General features: G+C 68.2%; 13 protein-coding genes. 8 read left to right on the top strand and 5 right to left on the bottom strand.

Features of this window, described 5'->3' with window-relative positions; all coding sequences use genetic code 11:
• Positions 1-4 precede the first annotated feature (4 nt).
• Together glnE and QTI68_RS03860 are read left to right on the top strand one after the other, a co-directional pair.
• Positions 5-2788, top strand: coding sequence for a bifunctional [glutamate--ammonia ligase]-adenylyl-L-tyrosine phosphorylase/[glutamate--ammonia-ligase] adenylyltransferase (gene glnE, locus QTI68_RS03865; protein ID WP_286519767.1), 2784 nt, complete (start codon positions 5-7; stop codon positions 2786-2788).
• Positions 2781-3785, top strand: a complete 1005-nt coding sequence (locus tag QTI68_RS03860; RefSeq protein WP_286519765.1) for a septal ring lytic transglycosylase RlpA family protein — start codon at positions 2781-2783, stop codon at positions 3783-3785. The genes glnE and QTI68_RS03860 overlap by 8 nt, the downstream gene beginning before the upstream one ends.
• 15 nt (positions 3786-3800) lie before the next feature.
• On the opposite strand, the gene QTI68_RS03855 is transcribed toward QTI68_RS03860, so the two are convergent.
• A complete protein-coding gene (locus QTI68_RS03855) occupies positions 3801-4658 on the bottom strand; it encodes a ferritin family protein (RefSeq protein ID WP_286519763.1) in 858 nt (285 codons plus the stop codon).
• Between the two features lie 128 nt (positions 4659-4786).
• On the opposite strand from QTI68_RS03855, the gene QTI68_RS03850 reads away from it, so the two are divergent.
• Positions 4787-5410: a glutathione peroxidase gene (locus QTI68_RS03850; protein WP_286519762.1), complete on the top strand. Its 624-nt coding sequence runs from the start codon at positions 4787-4789 to the stop codon at positions 5408-5410.
• A gap of 373 nt (positions 5411-5783) precedes the next feature.
• On the opposite strand, the gene QTI68_RS03845 is transcribed toward QTI68_RS03850, so the two are convergent.
• Positions 5784-6395, bottom strand: coding sequence for a glutathione S-transferase N-terminal domain-containing protein (locus QTI68_RS03845; protein WP_286519761.1), 612 nt, complete (start codon positions 6393-6395; stop codon positions 5784-5786).
• A gap of 122 nt (positions 6396-6517) precedes the next feature.
• Here QTI68_RS03845 and purB point away from each other — a divergent pair, with 122 nt between their 5' ends.
• Positions 6518-7897: an adenylosuccinate lyase gene (gene purB / locus QTI68_RS03840; RefSeq protein WP_286519760.1), complete on the top strand. Its 1380-nt coding sequence runs from the start codon at positions 6518-6520 to the stop codon at positions 7895-7897.
• Positions 7897-8457 carry a YaeQ family protein gene (locus QTI68_RS03835; protein ID WP_286519759.1) on the top strand — a complete coding sequence of 187 codons (561 nt, stop codon included), beginning with the start codon at positions 7897-7899 and terminating at the stop codon, positions 8455-8457. The genes purB and QTI68_RS03835 overlap by 1 nt, the downstream gene beginning before the upstream one ends.
• Before the next feature lie 13 nt (positions 8458-8470).
• On the opposite strand, the gene QTI68_RS03830 is transcribed toward QTI68_RS03835, so the two are convergent.
• Both QTI68_RS03830 and QTI68_RS03825 read right to left on the bottom strand, forming a co-directional pair.
• Positions 8471-8770 (bottom strand): DUF2007 domain-containing protein, encoded by a 300-nt coding sequence (locus QTI68_RS03830; RefSeq protein WP_286519758.1) that lies wholly within the window; start codon positions 8768-8770, stop codon positions 8471-8473.
• A gap of 10 nt (positions 8771-8780) precedes the next feature.
• Entirely contained in the window at positions 8781-9236 is a 456-nt protein-coding gene (locus tag QTI68_RS03825) for a DUF3717 domain-containing protein (protein WP_286519757.1), read from the bottom strand.
• Between the two features lie 416 nt (positions 9237-9652).
• Between QTI68_RS03825 and QTI68_RS03820 the strand changes: the two genes are divergently transcribed.
• The 3 genes from QTI68_RS03820 to QTI68_RS03810 are packed head-to-tail and all read left to right on the top strand — an operon-like array spanning position 9653 to position 11286.
• Positions 9653-10390 carry a TerC family protein gene (locus tag QTI68_RS03820; RefSeq protein ID WP_286519756.1) on the top strand — a complete coding sequence of 246 codons (738 nt, stop codon included), beginning with the start codon at positions 9653-9655 and terminating at the stop codon, positions 10388-10390.
• Between the two features lie 56 nt (positions 10391-10446).
• Positions 10447-10911, top strand: a complete 465-nt coding sequence (locus tag QTI68_RS03815; RefSeq protein ID WP_286519755.1) for a hypothetical protein — start codon at positions 10447-10449, stop codon at positions 10909-10911.
• A gap of 18 nt (positions 10912-10929) precedes the next feature.
• Positions 10930-11286, top strand: coding sequence for a phage holin family protein (locus QTI68_RS03810; RefSeq protein ID WP_286519753.1), 357 nt, complete (start codon positions 10930-10932; stop codon positions 11284-11286).
• A gap of 21 nt (positions 11287-11307) precedes the next feature.
• Here QTI68_RS03810 and QTI68_RS03805 read toward each other — a convergent pair whose 3' ends face one another.
• Positions 11308-12888, bottom strand: coding sequence for a M48 family metalloprotease (locus tag QTI68_RS03805; protein WP_503011618.1), 1581 nt, complete (start codon positions 12886-12888; stop codon positions 11308-11310).
• Positions 12889-12923 lie beyond the last annotated feature (35 nt).

Raw genomic sequence — 12923 nt, 5'->3', positions numbered from 1 at the left:
AATTATGACCGCCAGCTCCCAGCCGGGTTCCACCGCCGCCGCCAGCGCCACGCTTCGGCCGCCACCATCATCCGATTCGCCGTCCTTGTCGGCATCGTCCCGCTTCATCCAGCGCTTGCGGCGGCGCTACGCTGCCGAGCTGTCGCTGCTGCCGCCGGGCGAGCCCTCGCGGCCCCACATGGCCGAAGCGTACCGGGCCCTGCGCGAGCGCGGCGACAGCGTCGCCGACGCCTTGCGCATCGTTCGCCAGCTGGTGATGGAACGCCTCATCACGCTCGACTGCGACCTGCAGGCGCCGCTGGCCGTGGTCACCACCGCGGTCACCCAGCTGGCCGAATTCGCGCTCGATGTCGCCTGCCGGGAGGCCTGTGCCGAGCTCGACGAAGCCCACGGCGCACCGCGCGCGGCCGACGGCCGGCGGGCCGAGCTCTGGGTGGTCGGCATGGGCAAGCTCGGCGCCCGCGAGCTCAACGTGTCGAGCGACATCGACCTGATCTACCTCTACGACCACGACGGCGAGACCGCCGGCAACGCCGAGGGCCGCTCCAGGCTGGCCAACCAGGAATACTTCGCGCGGGCGGTCAAGCGGATCTACGCGCTGGTGGGCGACACCACCGAACACGGCTTCGTGTTCCGGGTCGACCTGGCCCTGCGGCCCAACGGCAATTCGGGGCCGAGCGTGGTCTCGCTCGACGCCCTGGAGGAGTATTTCCAGGTCCAGGGCCGCGAATGGGAGCGCTTCGCCTGGCTCAAGAGCCGGGTGGTCGCGCCCGCCGCGGTGGTGGCCGACGGCTCGGCCCAGGCGCTGCGCAGCGCGGTGCTGCCCTTCGTCTTCCGCCGCTACCTCGACTACAGCGTGTTCGATTCGCTGCGCACGCTGCACCGGCAGATTCGCGAACAGGCGGCACGCCGCAGCGCCGGCCGGCCCGAGCGCGCCAACGACGTCAAGCTGTCGCGCGGCGGCATCCGCGAGATCGAGTTCACGGTGCAGTTGCTGCAGGTGGTGCGCGGCGGCCAGTTCCCCGAACTGCGGACCCGGCCGACGCTCGATGCGCTTCAACGGCTGGCGCGCGCCGGGCTGATGCCGCAGGAAGCGGCCGACGCGCTGGCCTCGGCCTACGAGTTCCTGCGCCGGGTCGAGCACCGCATCCAGTACCTGGACGACCAGCAGACCCATGTGCTGCCGGTCAACGACGACGACCTGCACTGGATCTCGCTGACGCTCGGCTTCCCCGATTGCTGCGCCTTCCTGGCCCAGCTCGACACCCATCGCGAATTCGTCGCCCAGGAGTTCGACAAGCTGCTGGGCGGCAAGAAACCCTGCAGCGGCTGCAAGGGCGGCGCTTCGGCTCCCGCCCCGCTCGACATGAGCGACCTGCTCGAATCGCTGCCGGCACCGTTCGCCGCGCGCATCCAGGCCTGGAACGAGAACCCGCGGGTGCTGGCGCTGCGCGACGACACCCGCGCCCGCCTGCGCCAGCTGGTGCAGCGCACCGCCTTGTGGCTGCGCGAGCCCGACAGCAATGCCCAGGGCCAGATCAGCCGCCACGTCGATGCCGCGCTGCGCTGGGCCGACTGGATCGAGCCGCTGCTGCGCCGCGACAGCTACATCGCGCTGCTGGTCGAGCGGCCCGCGGTACAGGAGCGACTGCTGCGCCTGCTCGGCTCGGCCAAATGGCCCGCGAGCTACCTGCTGAAGCACCCCGGCGTGATCGACGAACTGGCCAGCAGCGCCATGCTGTCCGGCCGCTTCGTCGCCGCCGACTTCGAACGCGAACTCGAAGACCGCCACCGCTCGCTGACGCAGACCGGCGAAGCCGACGAGGAGCGGCTGCTGAACCTGCTGCGCCACGCCCACCACGCGGAGCTGTTCCGTACGCTGGCGCGCGACCTCGATGGCCGCATCACGGTCGAGCAGGTGGCCGACGACCTGAGCGCCCTGGCCGACGCGGTGCTGCGCGTGACCGCGCGCTGGTGCTGGCCCCAGGTGCGCAATCCGCACCGCGACCAGCCGCGCTTCGCGATCATCGGCTACGGGAAGCTCGGCGGCAAGGAGCTCGGCTACGGCAGCGACCTCGACATCGTCTTCGTCTACGACGACGAGGACGAGCGTGCCGGTGAAGTCTATGCCGCCTACGTGCGCAAGCTGATCAACTGGCTCACGGTCAAGACCCGCGAGGGCGACCTGTTCGAGATCGACACCGCGCTGCGCCCCAATGGCAATTCAGGCCTGCTGACCACCAGCTTCGATGCCTACGAGAAGTACCAGCTGGGCCGCGGCAGCAACACCGCCTGGACCTGGGAGCACCAGGCCATGACGCGGGCGCGCTGCGTGCTGGGCGAGCCGGCTCACGTCGAGCGTTTCGACCGCATCCGCGAAGCCGTGATCACGGCACCGCGCGACCGCGAGGCCCTCAAGGCCGAGATCGTCGCGATGCGCGCCAAGGTGAGTGCCGCGCGGCCGGTCAAGCCCGACCTCTTCGACGTCAAGCACAGCGCCGGCGGCATGGTCGATGCCGAGTTCGCGGTGCAGTTCCTGGTGCTGTCCGAAGCCAAGGCGCATCCCGAGCTGGTGCCCAACGTCGGCAACATCGCGCTGCTCCAGCGTGCCGAAGCGGCCAACCTGCTGCCCGCAGGCGTGGGCGAGGCCGCCGCCGCGGCCTACCGGGAACTGCGCCGGGTGCAGCACCGGGCCCGCCTCAACGAGGAGCCGACCCAGGTGCCGATGAGCACCCTGGTGGCCGAACGCGAGGCCATGCTGGCGCTCTGGAAGGCGGTCTTTGGCTAGCCAGCGGCAGCTCGTCGGGTGGCTCGCGGCGGCGACGCTGGTGCTTCTCGCGGGCTGCGCCAGCGGACCGCGCGGCGGTGCCGGCCGCGACGGTGCCGACGCCAATCCGCCTTCGGGCCTGGGCCAGGTCCCGGATGCCGAGCCCCGGGTCGAACCGATCCGCGGCAGCGGCGGCACCAGCAAACCCTACACGGTGCTCGGCCGCTCCTATGTGCCGATCACCGACGACCGGCCCTTCCGCGAAACCGGCCTGGCGTCGTGGTACGGGCGCAAGTTCCACGCCCAGTCGACCGCCAGCGGCGAGCCGTACGACATGTACGCGATGACGGCGGCCCACAAGACCTTGCCGCTGCCGAGCTATGCACGGGTGCGCAACCCTGCCAACGGCCGCGAGGTGATCGTCCGCGTGAACGACCGCGGCCCCTTCCACGACGACCGGGTCATCGACCTGAGCTACACCGCGGCCCTCAAGCTCGACCTGCTGCGCGGGGTCGCGCCGGTGGAGATCGAGCGCCTCACCAACGAGGACATCCGTACCGGTGCCTGGCGCCGCGGCGATGCCCCGGTGCTGGCCCAGCAGGCCGCGCCGATCGCTGCCGTGGCCGCCGCGGACGGTGTCGCGGTGCCCGCGGCGCTGACTGCACCGGTGGTCGCCACCTCGCGCTACGACGCCATGGAAGTCGCAGCGCTGCCGCCGATGACGCCGCTGGCCGCGGCACCCGTCCAGCCGGCCACGCCGGCTCCGCGGACGGCGGCCGCCGGGCCCGGTTTCTGGGTCCAGCTCGGCGCCTTCAGCCAGCGCGAAGGCGCCCAGCGTTTTCAGCAGCAGGTGGCACGCGAGATGCCGCCGCTCGCGAACACCCTCAATGTGTTCAGCGAGAACGGCACGCACCGCCTGCAGTCAGGCCCCTATGCCTCGCGGGACACGGCCCGCGACGCGGCCGAACAGGTCCGCAACGGCCTGCAGCTGGCGCCGGTGATCGTCGAGCGCCGCTGAGACCCTGTTCCGGGTTCAGGCGCCCTGGTATTCGGGCCTGGGGCCGAGGGAGGCCGCGAGCTCCTTGCGGTAGCGGTTCAGTTCCTGGACCGTCTTGAAGCTGCGGTTCATCAGCAGGCTCAGGTTGTGCAGGATCCGCTCGCCGACCTTGTTCTCCCAGACCGAATCGAACTTGATCTGCTTGTCGAGCCAGTGCTCGAGCCAGTCGGGATCGGGCACCCGGCTCTGGATCGTGTCGTTCGGGAACAGCGCCTTGTTGACGTGCAGGTTGGTGGGATGCAGCGCCTGCGCCGTGCGGCGGGCGCTGGCCATCAGCACGCCGACCTTGGTGAAGGCCGAGCGGGCCTCGTCGCCGAACTTTTCCATGGCCCGCTTCATGTAGCGCAGGTAGGCGCCGCCGTGGCGCGCCTCGTCCTGGCTCAGCGTGGTGTAGATGTGCTTGATGACCGGCTCGGTGTGCCACTCGGCGGCACGGCGATACCAGTGGTTCAGGCGGATCTCGCCGCAGAAATGCAGCATCAGGGTCTCGAGCGGCGGCGCCGGATCGAAATCGAAGCGCACGTCGTGCAGTTCCTGCTCGGTCGGCGCATGCTGGGGGCTGAAGCGCTTGAGGTATTCCATCAGCACCAGCGAGTGCTTCTGCTCCTCGAAGAACCAGATCGACATGAAGGCCGAAAAGTCGCTGTCATGCCGGTTGTCGCGCAGGAACATCTCGGTGGCCGGCAGCGCCGCCCACTCGGTGATCGCGTTCATCTTGATGGTCTGGGCCTGCTCCTCGGTGAGCCGGCTTGCGTCGAAAGACTGCCAAGGAATATCCTTGTCCATGTCCCAGCGGACAGATTCGAGTTGTCTGAAGAGTTCCGGATAAAGCATCAATGTCTTTCGTAAGCCGACGGATTTTAGTCGGCAGGCTTATCGCGCCTGTGACAAGCGCGCGATGATGTAGCTCCGCGCGCAGCAAACTTGCCAATTCGCGCTGCTTTTCACTCGGGAACACCGCCATGCGAATACCCCTCAGTTTGTTAGTGCCATTTTTCCCGGCCATCGTGCTGGCTGCCAGCCTGCTGCCGGCCGGCGCCGCCGCGCAGGGCGCCCCGGCCGGCTGCCCTGCCATCCTTCAGCACACTTTTCCGCGGCTCCAGGATGAAAAGCCGCAGTCCCTGTGCCAGTACGCGGGCAAGGTCGTGCTGGTGGTCAACACCGCGAGCTTTTGCGGCTTCACGCCCCAGTACAAGGGGCTGGAGGCCCTCGACAGCAAATACCGGTCGAGAGGGCTCGTGGTGCTGGGCTTCCCGTCGAACGATTTCGCCCAGGAGGCCGGCTCGAACAAGGAAATCGCCGACTTCTGCGAAAGCACCTTCGGCGTCAAGTTTCCGATGTTCGCGAAATCATCGGTGCGGGGGCCTGATGCCAGCCCGCTTTTCAAGCAGCTGGCACAGCTCTCCGGCACGACGCCGAAATGGAATTTCTACAAATACCTGATCGGCCGCGACGGCAAGGTGGTGGACGCCTACTCCAGCATGACGGCACCGGACGACCGCGCGTTCGTGCGGGAGATCGAGAAGCAGTTGGGCGCGGCGCCGCTGGCGTCGGTGACTTCACAACCGGCATCAACTTCCAACTAGTCACAAACGCTTACGTATCGCCAGGGAACCGGCTCGCCGGTCCGCGCTCATACCGTTTCCGGGCACGAAAGTCCGGTCGGTTTTTATGTTGCGAGGTCTTCCGGGCGCTTGCCGCCAGGTTGAAATCCCGAGGCGATTCTTCTCCTCCTCCCTCCCTCCCTCCTTCGCGTCGGGGCGCCTCGTAACATCTTTATCTCGCCCCCAGGTTGTCCGGCACTTCGTGTCCGGACGCCCACCCCCTGCCGGGGGCAACACCAGTGGCCCGGCAAAGCCGGTTCCACGGTGTTTCACGAACGGGCCTGGCTGCGCCGGCCTCGGCCTCGCCAAGCAAAAAGCCCCGCGTGCGGGGCTTTTTCATTGGGGCGCTGGGCGGTCAGGGCTTGGTGTCGGCGAAACTGGGGCGCAGCATCAGCTTGTCGAAGAGCTTCACCAGGTTGGCGTGGTCGGCACGCCAGTCGATCTCGGGAAAGCGGTAGTCGAGCCAGCCCAAGACGCAGCCGACGGCGATGTCGGACAGGCTCAGGTGGATGCCGCTGCAGAAGGGCTTGTCGGCCAGGCCTTTGGCCATGGCGGCGATGCCGTTGTTGATCTTGCCGCGCTGCCGGTCCATCCAGGCCTGGCTGCGCTCGCTGTCGGCGCGGTGCACCCAGGTGGCCTCCATGCGCAGCAGCAATCCGGCGTCCATCACGCCATCGGCCAGCGCCTCCCAGGTCTTGACCTCGGCGCGCTCGCGGCTTTGCTGCGGAATCAGCTTGCCGACCGGCGACAGGGTGTCGAGGTACTCGACGATCACCCGCGAATCGAACATCGCCTCGCTGCCGTCCATGATCAGGCAGGGCACCTTGCCGAGCGGGTTGGAACTGGAAATCGTGGTATCGGCAGACCAGACGTCTTCGATCACGAACTGGTAATCGAGCCGCTTCTCGGCCATGACCACGCGCACCTTGCGCACGTACGGGCTGGCAGCGGATCCGATCAGTTTCATGCAGGCACTCCCCCATCAGGGTCATCGTTGTAGCGCTTTGATTCTAGGGGAATGCGCGTCACGGAATGCTGCGCGAAGCCCTGCGAAATTGCTTCGGCCGTCCCGCAACCTAAAATTCGCCCATGAGTTTCTCCACCGTCTCCGCCCTTTCCCCCCTCGACGGCCGTTACGCGGCCAAGCTGTCGGCGCTGCGTCCGCTGATGAGCGAACAGGGCTACATGCACCGGCGCGTGCAGGTCGAGGTGGCCTGGTTCATCGCCCTCTCGGACTGCGGCTTCGCCGAATTCAAGCCCCTCACGGGCGGCGCTCGAAAGTACCTGCTCGGCCTGGTGTCCAACTTCTCCGAAGCCGACGCGGTCGCGATCAAGCAGATCGAAAAGACCACCAACCACGATGTGAAAGCGGTCGAGTACTGGATCAAGTCCAAGTTCGAGGCCCGCCCGGAGCTGCTGGCGGCCTCCGAGTTCGTCCATTTCGCCTGCACCAGCGAGGACATCAACAACACCAGCCACGCGCTGCAGATCCAGGCCGCGCGCGAAAAGGTCATGCTGCCGGCCATCGACGGCCTGATCGCCACCCTGCGCGACATGGCCGGCAAGTTCGCCGGCGTGTCGATGCTGTCGCGCACCCACGGCCAGACCGCGAGCCCGACCACGGTCGGCAAGGAACTCGCGAACGTCGCGGTGCGCCTCGCCAAGGCGCGCGGGCAGATCGCCGGCGTGCAGCTGCTGGGCAAGATGAACGGCGCGGTCGGCAACTACAACGCCCACATGGCCGCCTGGCCCGATTTCGACTGGGAAGCCTTCAGCCGCAAGGTGGTCGAGACGCCCGCGCCGCTCGGCCTGGGCCTGAGCTTCCAGCCCTACAGCATCCAGATCGAGCCGCACGACTACATGGCCGAGCTGTTCGACGCCGTGGCGCGCGCCAACACCATCCTGGTCGACTTCTCGCGCGACATCTGGGGCTACGTCAGCCTGGGCTATTTCAAGCAGCGGCTGAAGCCGGGCGAGATCGGCTCATCGACGATGCCGCACAAGGTCAACCCGATCGACTTCGAGAACGCCGAGGGCAACCTGGGCCTGGCCAACGCGGTGCTGCGCCACCTGAGCGAGAAGCTGCCGATCAGCCGCTGGCAGCGCGACCTGACCGACAGCACGGTGCTGCGCAACATCGGCGTCGCCTTCGGCTACGCCACCCTGGCCTATGCCAGCCTGGCGACCGGGCTGGGCAAGCTCGAGCTCAACGAGGAGGCGCTGGCCCAGGACCTCGACAGCTCGTGGGAAGTACTGGCGGAGCCGATCCAGACCGTGATGCGCCGCTTCGGCGTGCAGGGCGCCTATGAGCAGCTCAAGGAAGTCACGCGCGGCAAGACGGTGACGGCCGAGGCGCTGCACGGGCTGATCCGCTCGCTCGAGATTCCGCAGGAAGAGAAGGACCGCTTGCTGGCCATGACGCCAGCCAGCTACATCGGCAAGGCCGCCGAACTGGCCCGGCGGGCCTGATGGCGCTCAAATCCACCATCTTCAAGGCCAGTCTCGCGGTCGCCGACATCGACCACAACTACTACGCCGACCACGCGCTGACCCTGGCGCGCCACCCCAGCGAGACCGACGAGCGGATGATGATCCGGCTGGTCGCGCTGGCGCTCAATGCCCACCAGCTGCAGGACGTCTGCAACGGCGACGGCACGCTGGCCTTCGGCGCCGGCCTGTCGAACCCCGACGAGCCCGATGTCTGGCTGCGCGATTTCACCGGCCAGGTGAAGCTCTGGATCGAAGTCGGCCAGCCCGAGGACAAGCCGGTCATCAAGGCCTGCGGCAAGGCCGATTCGGTGATCGTCTACTGCTTCAACCACGCGGCCGAGATCTGGTGGCGCGGCATCGAGAACAAGCTGACCCGGCCGCAGAACCTGCAGGTGTTCCGGGTGCCGACGGCGGCTTCGCAGTCGCTGGCAGCCCTGGCGCAGCGCTCGATGCAGCTGCAGGCCACGATCCAGGAAGGCACGCTGATGCTGGGCGACGGCAGCCGCAGCATCGACATCGAGCCCGTGAGGCTGCGCTAGCAGCGCGCTCAGCCTAGGGCATCGGGGCGCCGCAGCGCCAGCACTGGTCGAAGCCGCCCTCGACCAGTTCGCCGCAGCGGCATTCCCAGCGGCGCTGCGGACGGTGCCTGAGCGCATGCAGCAGCCGCTCGGCGAGCGCGAACTGGGCGTCGTCCTCGATCCATATTTCCGGCAGGCACTGATCGGGCGGCAACTGCCCGGCGGCGGCGCCCAGATACTCGCGCTGCACCGAGGCGTCGACGCCATCGTCGCGCAGCATCTGCACCCACAGCGTGGCGAGCGCCAGGTTGGGGGCTTGGGCGAGGCGGCGCATCGGCGTCTGTTCAGCCCGCGGGATCGGGCGGCGGCGGCGCCTCGTCGGCCCGGACCTGGCTGGCCTCGCGGGCGCGTTCGGCGTACTTGTTGAAGCGCCAGGCGGTGTCCTGCATCGTGATGCGGCGCCAGGTCGAGCGCTTCTCGGCCGGTGTCATCGCGGGCCAGTGCTGGACCTCGTCGAAGCTGCGCCCGCAGCCCTTGCATTGATCGTCGCCCTGGCTGGTGGAGCAGATCGCGATACAGGGTGTGTCGGGCGTGGTCTGGTACCAGGCGAGCCAGGCGGCCCAGGCCTTGGCGGGAAAGCCGACCTCGTCGACCTCGTCCTCGTGGTGGAACACCATCAGCGCGTAGACCTCGGCCAGCGCGCGCAGTTCGGGCGCCAGCGTGATGCCGTCGGGCGAGGGTTTTCTCTCGCGCCAGTAGTTGATGGCGGCCTCGATGTCGGTGATGTGAATGGCGGCCATGGACAGACGAAAAAAAGCGAGCGCGAATCATAGTCCGGGCAATGGCCCGCACTCGTTGAAGGAATTGAATGCTATCAAATCAATAGCGACATGTTCCGGATTCACGGGGCATCCAGGCCCTTTCTCTTTAAAGACCCGGACGAGTCCGGTTGCAACACCCCGCCCTCGATGCTCTAATTCCGGCCACGAAGGGGAGTAGCTCCCACTTGCTCCCGAGGGAGTGGGTTCGCCAGGTCGTCAATACGAAGCAAAAAACTTCCGGCCTGTCGGGCAGCCGCGTGCTGTCATGCAAGACCTTCGATACAAGCCCTCGCGGTTTTGATCGAAGCGTTGCATTTCCCGGAACCCCGTTCTCTCAAGTCAACGCCTCCACCGATCCACGCGAGCGGGAGTGAAACGAAATCAGAGAGGACTTCATGGAGCAATTTTTAACCCCCGAGTTCTGGGTCGCGGTCGGCCAGATCATCATGATCGACATCCTGCTGGGTGGCGACAACGCGGTCGTGATCGCACTGGCCTGCCGCAAACTGCCGCCGGCGCAGCGCACCAAGGGCATCCTGTGGGGCACCGCGGGCGCCATCGTGCTGCGCGTGATCCTGATCTTCTTCGCGCTCACGCTGCTGGCGATTCCGTTCCTGAAGCTGGCCGGCGCCATCCTGCTGCTGTGGATCGGCGTCAAGCTGCTGGCGCCCGAGCATGACGACGCCCACGGCAACATCGCCGCCAGCGACAAGCTCTGGGCCGCGGTCAAGACCGTGATCGTGGCCGACCTCGTGATGAGCGTCGACAACGTGATCGCGATCGCAGGCGCCGCGCAGGGCGCCGGCGAGGGCCACCAGATGCCGCTGGTCATCTTCGGCCTGCTCGTGAGCATCCCGATCATCGTCTGGGGCAGCCAGCTGGTCATCAAGCTGATGGACCGCTTCCCGCTGATCATCACCTTGGGCGGCATGCTGCTCGGCTGGATCGCCGGCACCATGGCGGTGTCCGATCCGTCGGTGGCCAACCCGGCCGCCTGGACCTGGGTGCCCAAGCTGCCGCAGAGCGACGTGGTGCGCTACGCGGCCGGCGTCATCGGTGCGCTGCTGGTGCTGGTGATCGGCAAGTGGGTGGCCTCGCGGCGCCCGAAGCCGGCCGAAACGGTCGCCGCCTGAAGCGATTTCTTCCGTCGATGTCTCTCCCACTCCAACCAACCCAAGAAGGAGCAACCATGGAAAAGGTCATTCTGTACGTGGACGACGCGGCCTACGCGCGCGAATTCCTCGCTCGGCCTCCCGCCCAGGGCGGCGGCGCCGAGGTGAGCGAATGGGTGCTCGTGGCGTGCGCCCCGCGCATGACGCACCGCATCAGCAAGTGGGTCAGCCACAGCGCCCGCGAGAACTGGCGCGCCAAATGGTTCGCCAAGGTGCAGGAGCAGCTGCTGCCGGTGCTCACGCACGGCGGCACGCCGGTGATGCCGGTGCTGGCCAAGGGGCCGCTCCCCGAGCTGACCCAGCGCCTGAAGCTGGAGCACGGCGCGGCGCGGGTGGTCGACGCCCGCCGGCCGAAGCTCGGGGTCGACCTCGAGCCCGTGGCGCCCGACGTCCCGCCGGCCGGCCACTCGGGCTGGGCGCTGCCCGGCGCGATGGTGGGCATGGGCGCGCTGCTGGTGCTGGCCAACGAGCTCTCCGAGTAGCCCGGACCGCCTCGCCGGATGCGACTTCTCATCAAGTGGCTGCTCAGCGCGCTGGCGCTGCTGGCGGTGGCCTATCTCTACAGCGGGGTCCAGGTCAGCACCTACACCTCGGCCCTGCTGGCCGCGGCCGTGATCGGGCTGCTCAACATGTTCGTGCGGCCGGTGCTGGTGGTGCTGACCTTGCCGGTCACGATCGTCACGCTGGGCCTGTTCCTGTTCGTCATCAACGCCCTGCTTTTCTGGGCGGCGTCGGGCCTGCTGTCGGGCTTCCACGTCAACAGCTTCTTCGCGGCGCTGGTCGGCTCGCTGATCTATTCGCTGCTCGGCGTGGTGATCGAGTCCGCGCTCGGCGGACTGTTCTCGAAGCAGGCCTGAAGCCCGCGCGCTGCGCGGCCGCTACCTGGGTGGCCGCTTTTCCTCGGCGGCCTGCTCCCTGAGGAGCGCGTCCACCGCGCGGGCGCGGGTGTCGATGATCGACGCCTCGTAGTGGTCGACCGGCACCGAGCCGGGCTTGCGCACCAGGTCCTGCGCCGCCTTGAATCGATCGCGCGCGGCCGCCAGGTCGAGCGTGGCGACGTTGGACTCGGCGTCGGCGCGGATCGCGCTGACCGGTTCGTTGTTGGCGCCATACAGGTTGGCCAGCATGCGCCAGGCCGTGGCGTCGCGCGGATGGGTCGCGACCCAGTCGCGCAGCGGCGGGATCATCGGCGCCGGGGCGTGGGTGGCGACCGCGACCTGCGCCGCGAGCAGCATTTCGGGGCGGTCCTTGGCCTTCGGATCGAGCAGCGCCGCGGCCGCTTGCGGCGCGCCCGCGGCAAGTTCGATCTCGGCCGAGAGCAGGCGCGCCAGCCGCGCCGAAGGCGCATCGCCGGCGGTGCGCACCGTCAGCCGCTGGACCAGGGCCCGGGCCGCCTTGAAATCGCGCAGTTCATTGGCCGACAGGGCGGCCGCGTAGAGCGTGCCGGCCTGCTGCGCCGGCGAACTGCGCGCGAACTCGCTGGCCCCGGCCGCATCGACCCATTGCCGCAGCACGTCGACGCCGGGGCGCGTGAACACCCGGGCGCGGGCGGAGATCATGGCGTGGTCCATCAGCAGCGGCAGTGCAGCCGCGTTGCCGGGCTTGAACTGGAACCGGCCCTGCATGTCGGCGATCCGCTCGCTGTTGAGCGGGTGGCTGCGCAGGTAGGGGTAGGAGCCGTTGTCGTTGAGCCGCGCGGCGTATTGCAGCTTCTCGAACATCGCCGCCGCGCCCTGCGGCGCATAGCCGGCCTGGGTCATGACGCCGAAGCCGACCCGATCGGCCTCGCGCTCCATGTCGCGCGAGAAGCTCAGCTGGTTCTGCATGAAGGCCGCCTGGCTGCCCATGATCATTGCCTGGCCGGCGTCGCCGCTGCGGCTCTTGCTGGCCGCGATCACCCCGAGGACCATGGCCGCCAGCATCAACGGCAGCTGCTGGCTCTGCTTGGCCATGATGCGCGCGATATGGCGCTGCGTGACGTGCGACAGCTCGTGGCCGAGCACGGTGGCCAGCTCGTCGCGGCTGCCGACCACCGCCAGCAGCCCCAGGTTGAGCCCGAGGTAGCCGCCCGGCAGCGCGAAGGCGTTGATGGTCCGGTCGCGGCCCAGCAGGATGGTCCAGGCGAAGCGCTCGTCGAGTTCGGGCGTGAGCTCGCCGCGCACGCGCGCCGCCGCCAGCAGGCGCTGCCAGATGTCCTGCACGTACTCGACCAGGACCGGGTCGTCGAGGTAGTCCGGGTCGCGGTAGAGCTCGCGGGCAATCTGGTCGCCCAGGTGGCGTTCGGCGGCGGCGGTCATCTCGCCGCCATCGCCCATGCCGGGCAGCAGCTGGGCCTGGGCGCGCAGCGGCAGCGCGACCTGGGCGGCCATCAGCAGGCCGGCGCACAGGCCGCGCAGCAGGCGTCTGGCGCCCTGCGTCGCGGTGTGAAGGGGTCGGTCGGTGGGAGTCAAGCGTGGCATTCCTCGTCCATGGCTCGGGCTCGTATGATGCTGCA

The sequence above is a fragment of the Variovorax sp. J31P207 genome (assembly GCF_030316965.1).
GTDB classification, from domain to species: Bacteria; Pseudomonadota; Gammaproteobacteria; order Burkholderiales; family Burkholderiaceae_C; genus Variovorax; species Variovorax ginsengisoli_B.
The sequence above is the reverse complement of the archived record's forward strand: the minus strand, read 5'-3'. Positions and strand labels throughout refer to the sequence as shown.

Excerpts from the sequence above, each read along its gene's own strand:
- glnE (WP_286519767.1), top strand. The coding sequence starts at position 5 with ATGACCGCCAGCTCCCAGCCGGGTTCCACCGCCGCCGCCAGCGCCACG.
- QTI68_RS03855 (WP_286519763.1), bottom strand. The coding sequence starts at position 4,658 with ATGCTTTATCCGGAACTCTTCAGACAACTCGAATCTGTCCGCTGGGAC.
- QTI68_RS03850 (WP_286519762.1), top strand. The coding sequence starts at position 4,787 with ATGCGAATACCCCTCAGTTTGTTAGTGCCATTTTTCCCGGCCATCGTG.
- QTI68_RS03845 (WP_286519761.1), bottom strand. The coding sequence starts at position 6,395 with ATGAAACTGATCGGATCCGCTGCCAGCCCGTACGTGCGCAAGGTGCGC.
- purB (WP_286519760.1), top strand. The coding sequence starts at position 6,518 with ATGAGTTTCTCCACCGTCTCCGCCCTTTCCCCCCTCGACGGCCGTTAC.
- QTI68_RS03835 (WP_286519759.1), top strand. The coding sequence starts at position 7,897 with ATGGCGCTCAAATCCACCATCTTCAAGGCCAGTCTCGCGGTCGCCGAC.
- QTI68_RS03830 (WP_286519758.1), bottom strand. The coding sequence starts at position 8,770 with ATGCGCCGCCTCGCCCAAGCCCCCAACCTGGCGCTCGCCACGCTGTGG.
- QTI68_RS03825 (WP_286519757.1), bottom strand. The coding sequence starts at position 9,236 with ATGGCCGCCATTCACATCACCGACATCGAGGCCGCCATCAACTACTGG.
- QTI68_RS03820 (WP_286519756.1), top strand. The coding sequence starts at position 9,653 with ATGGAGCAATTTTTAACCCCCGAGTTCTGGGTCGCGGTCGGCCAGATC.
- QTI68_RS03815 (WP_286519755.1), top strand. The coding sequence starts at position 10,447 with ATGGAAAAGGTCATTCTGTACGTGGACGACGCGGCCTACGCGCGCGAA.
- QTI68_RS03810 (WP_286519753.1), top strand. The coding sequence starts at position 10,930 with ATGCGACTTCTCATCAAGTGGCTGCTCAGCGCGCTGGCGCTGCTGGCG.
- QTI68_RS03805 (WP_503011618.1), bottom strand. The coding sequence starts at position 12,888 with ATGCCACGCTTGACTCCCACCGACCGACCCCTTCACACCGCGACGCAG.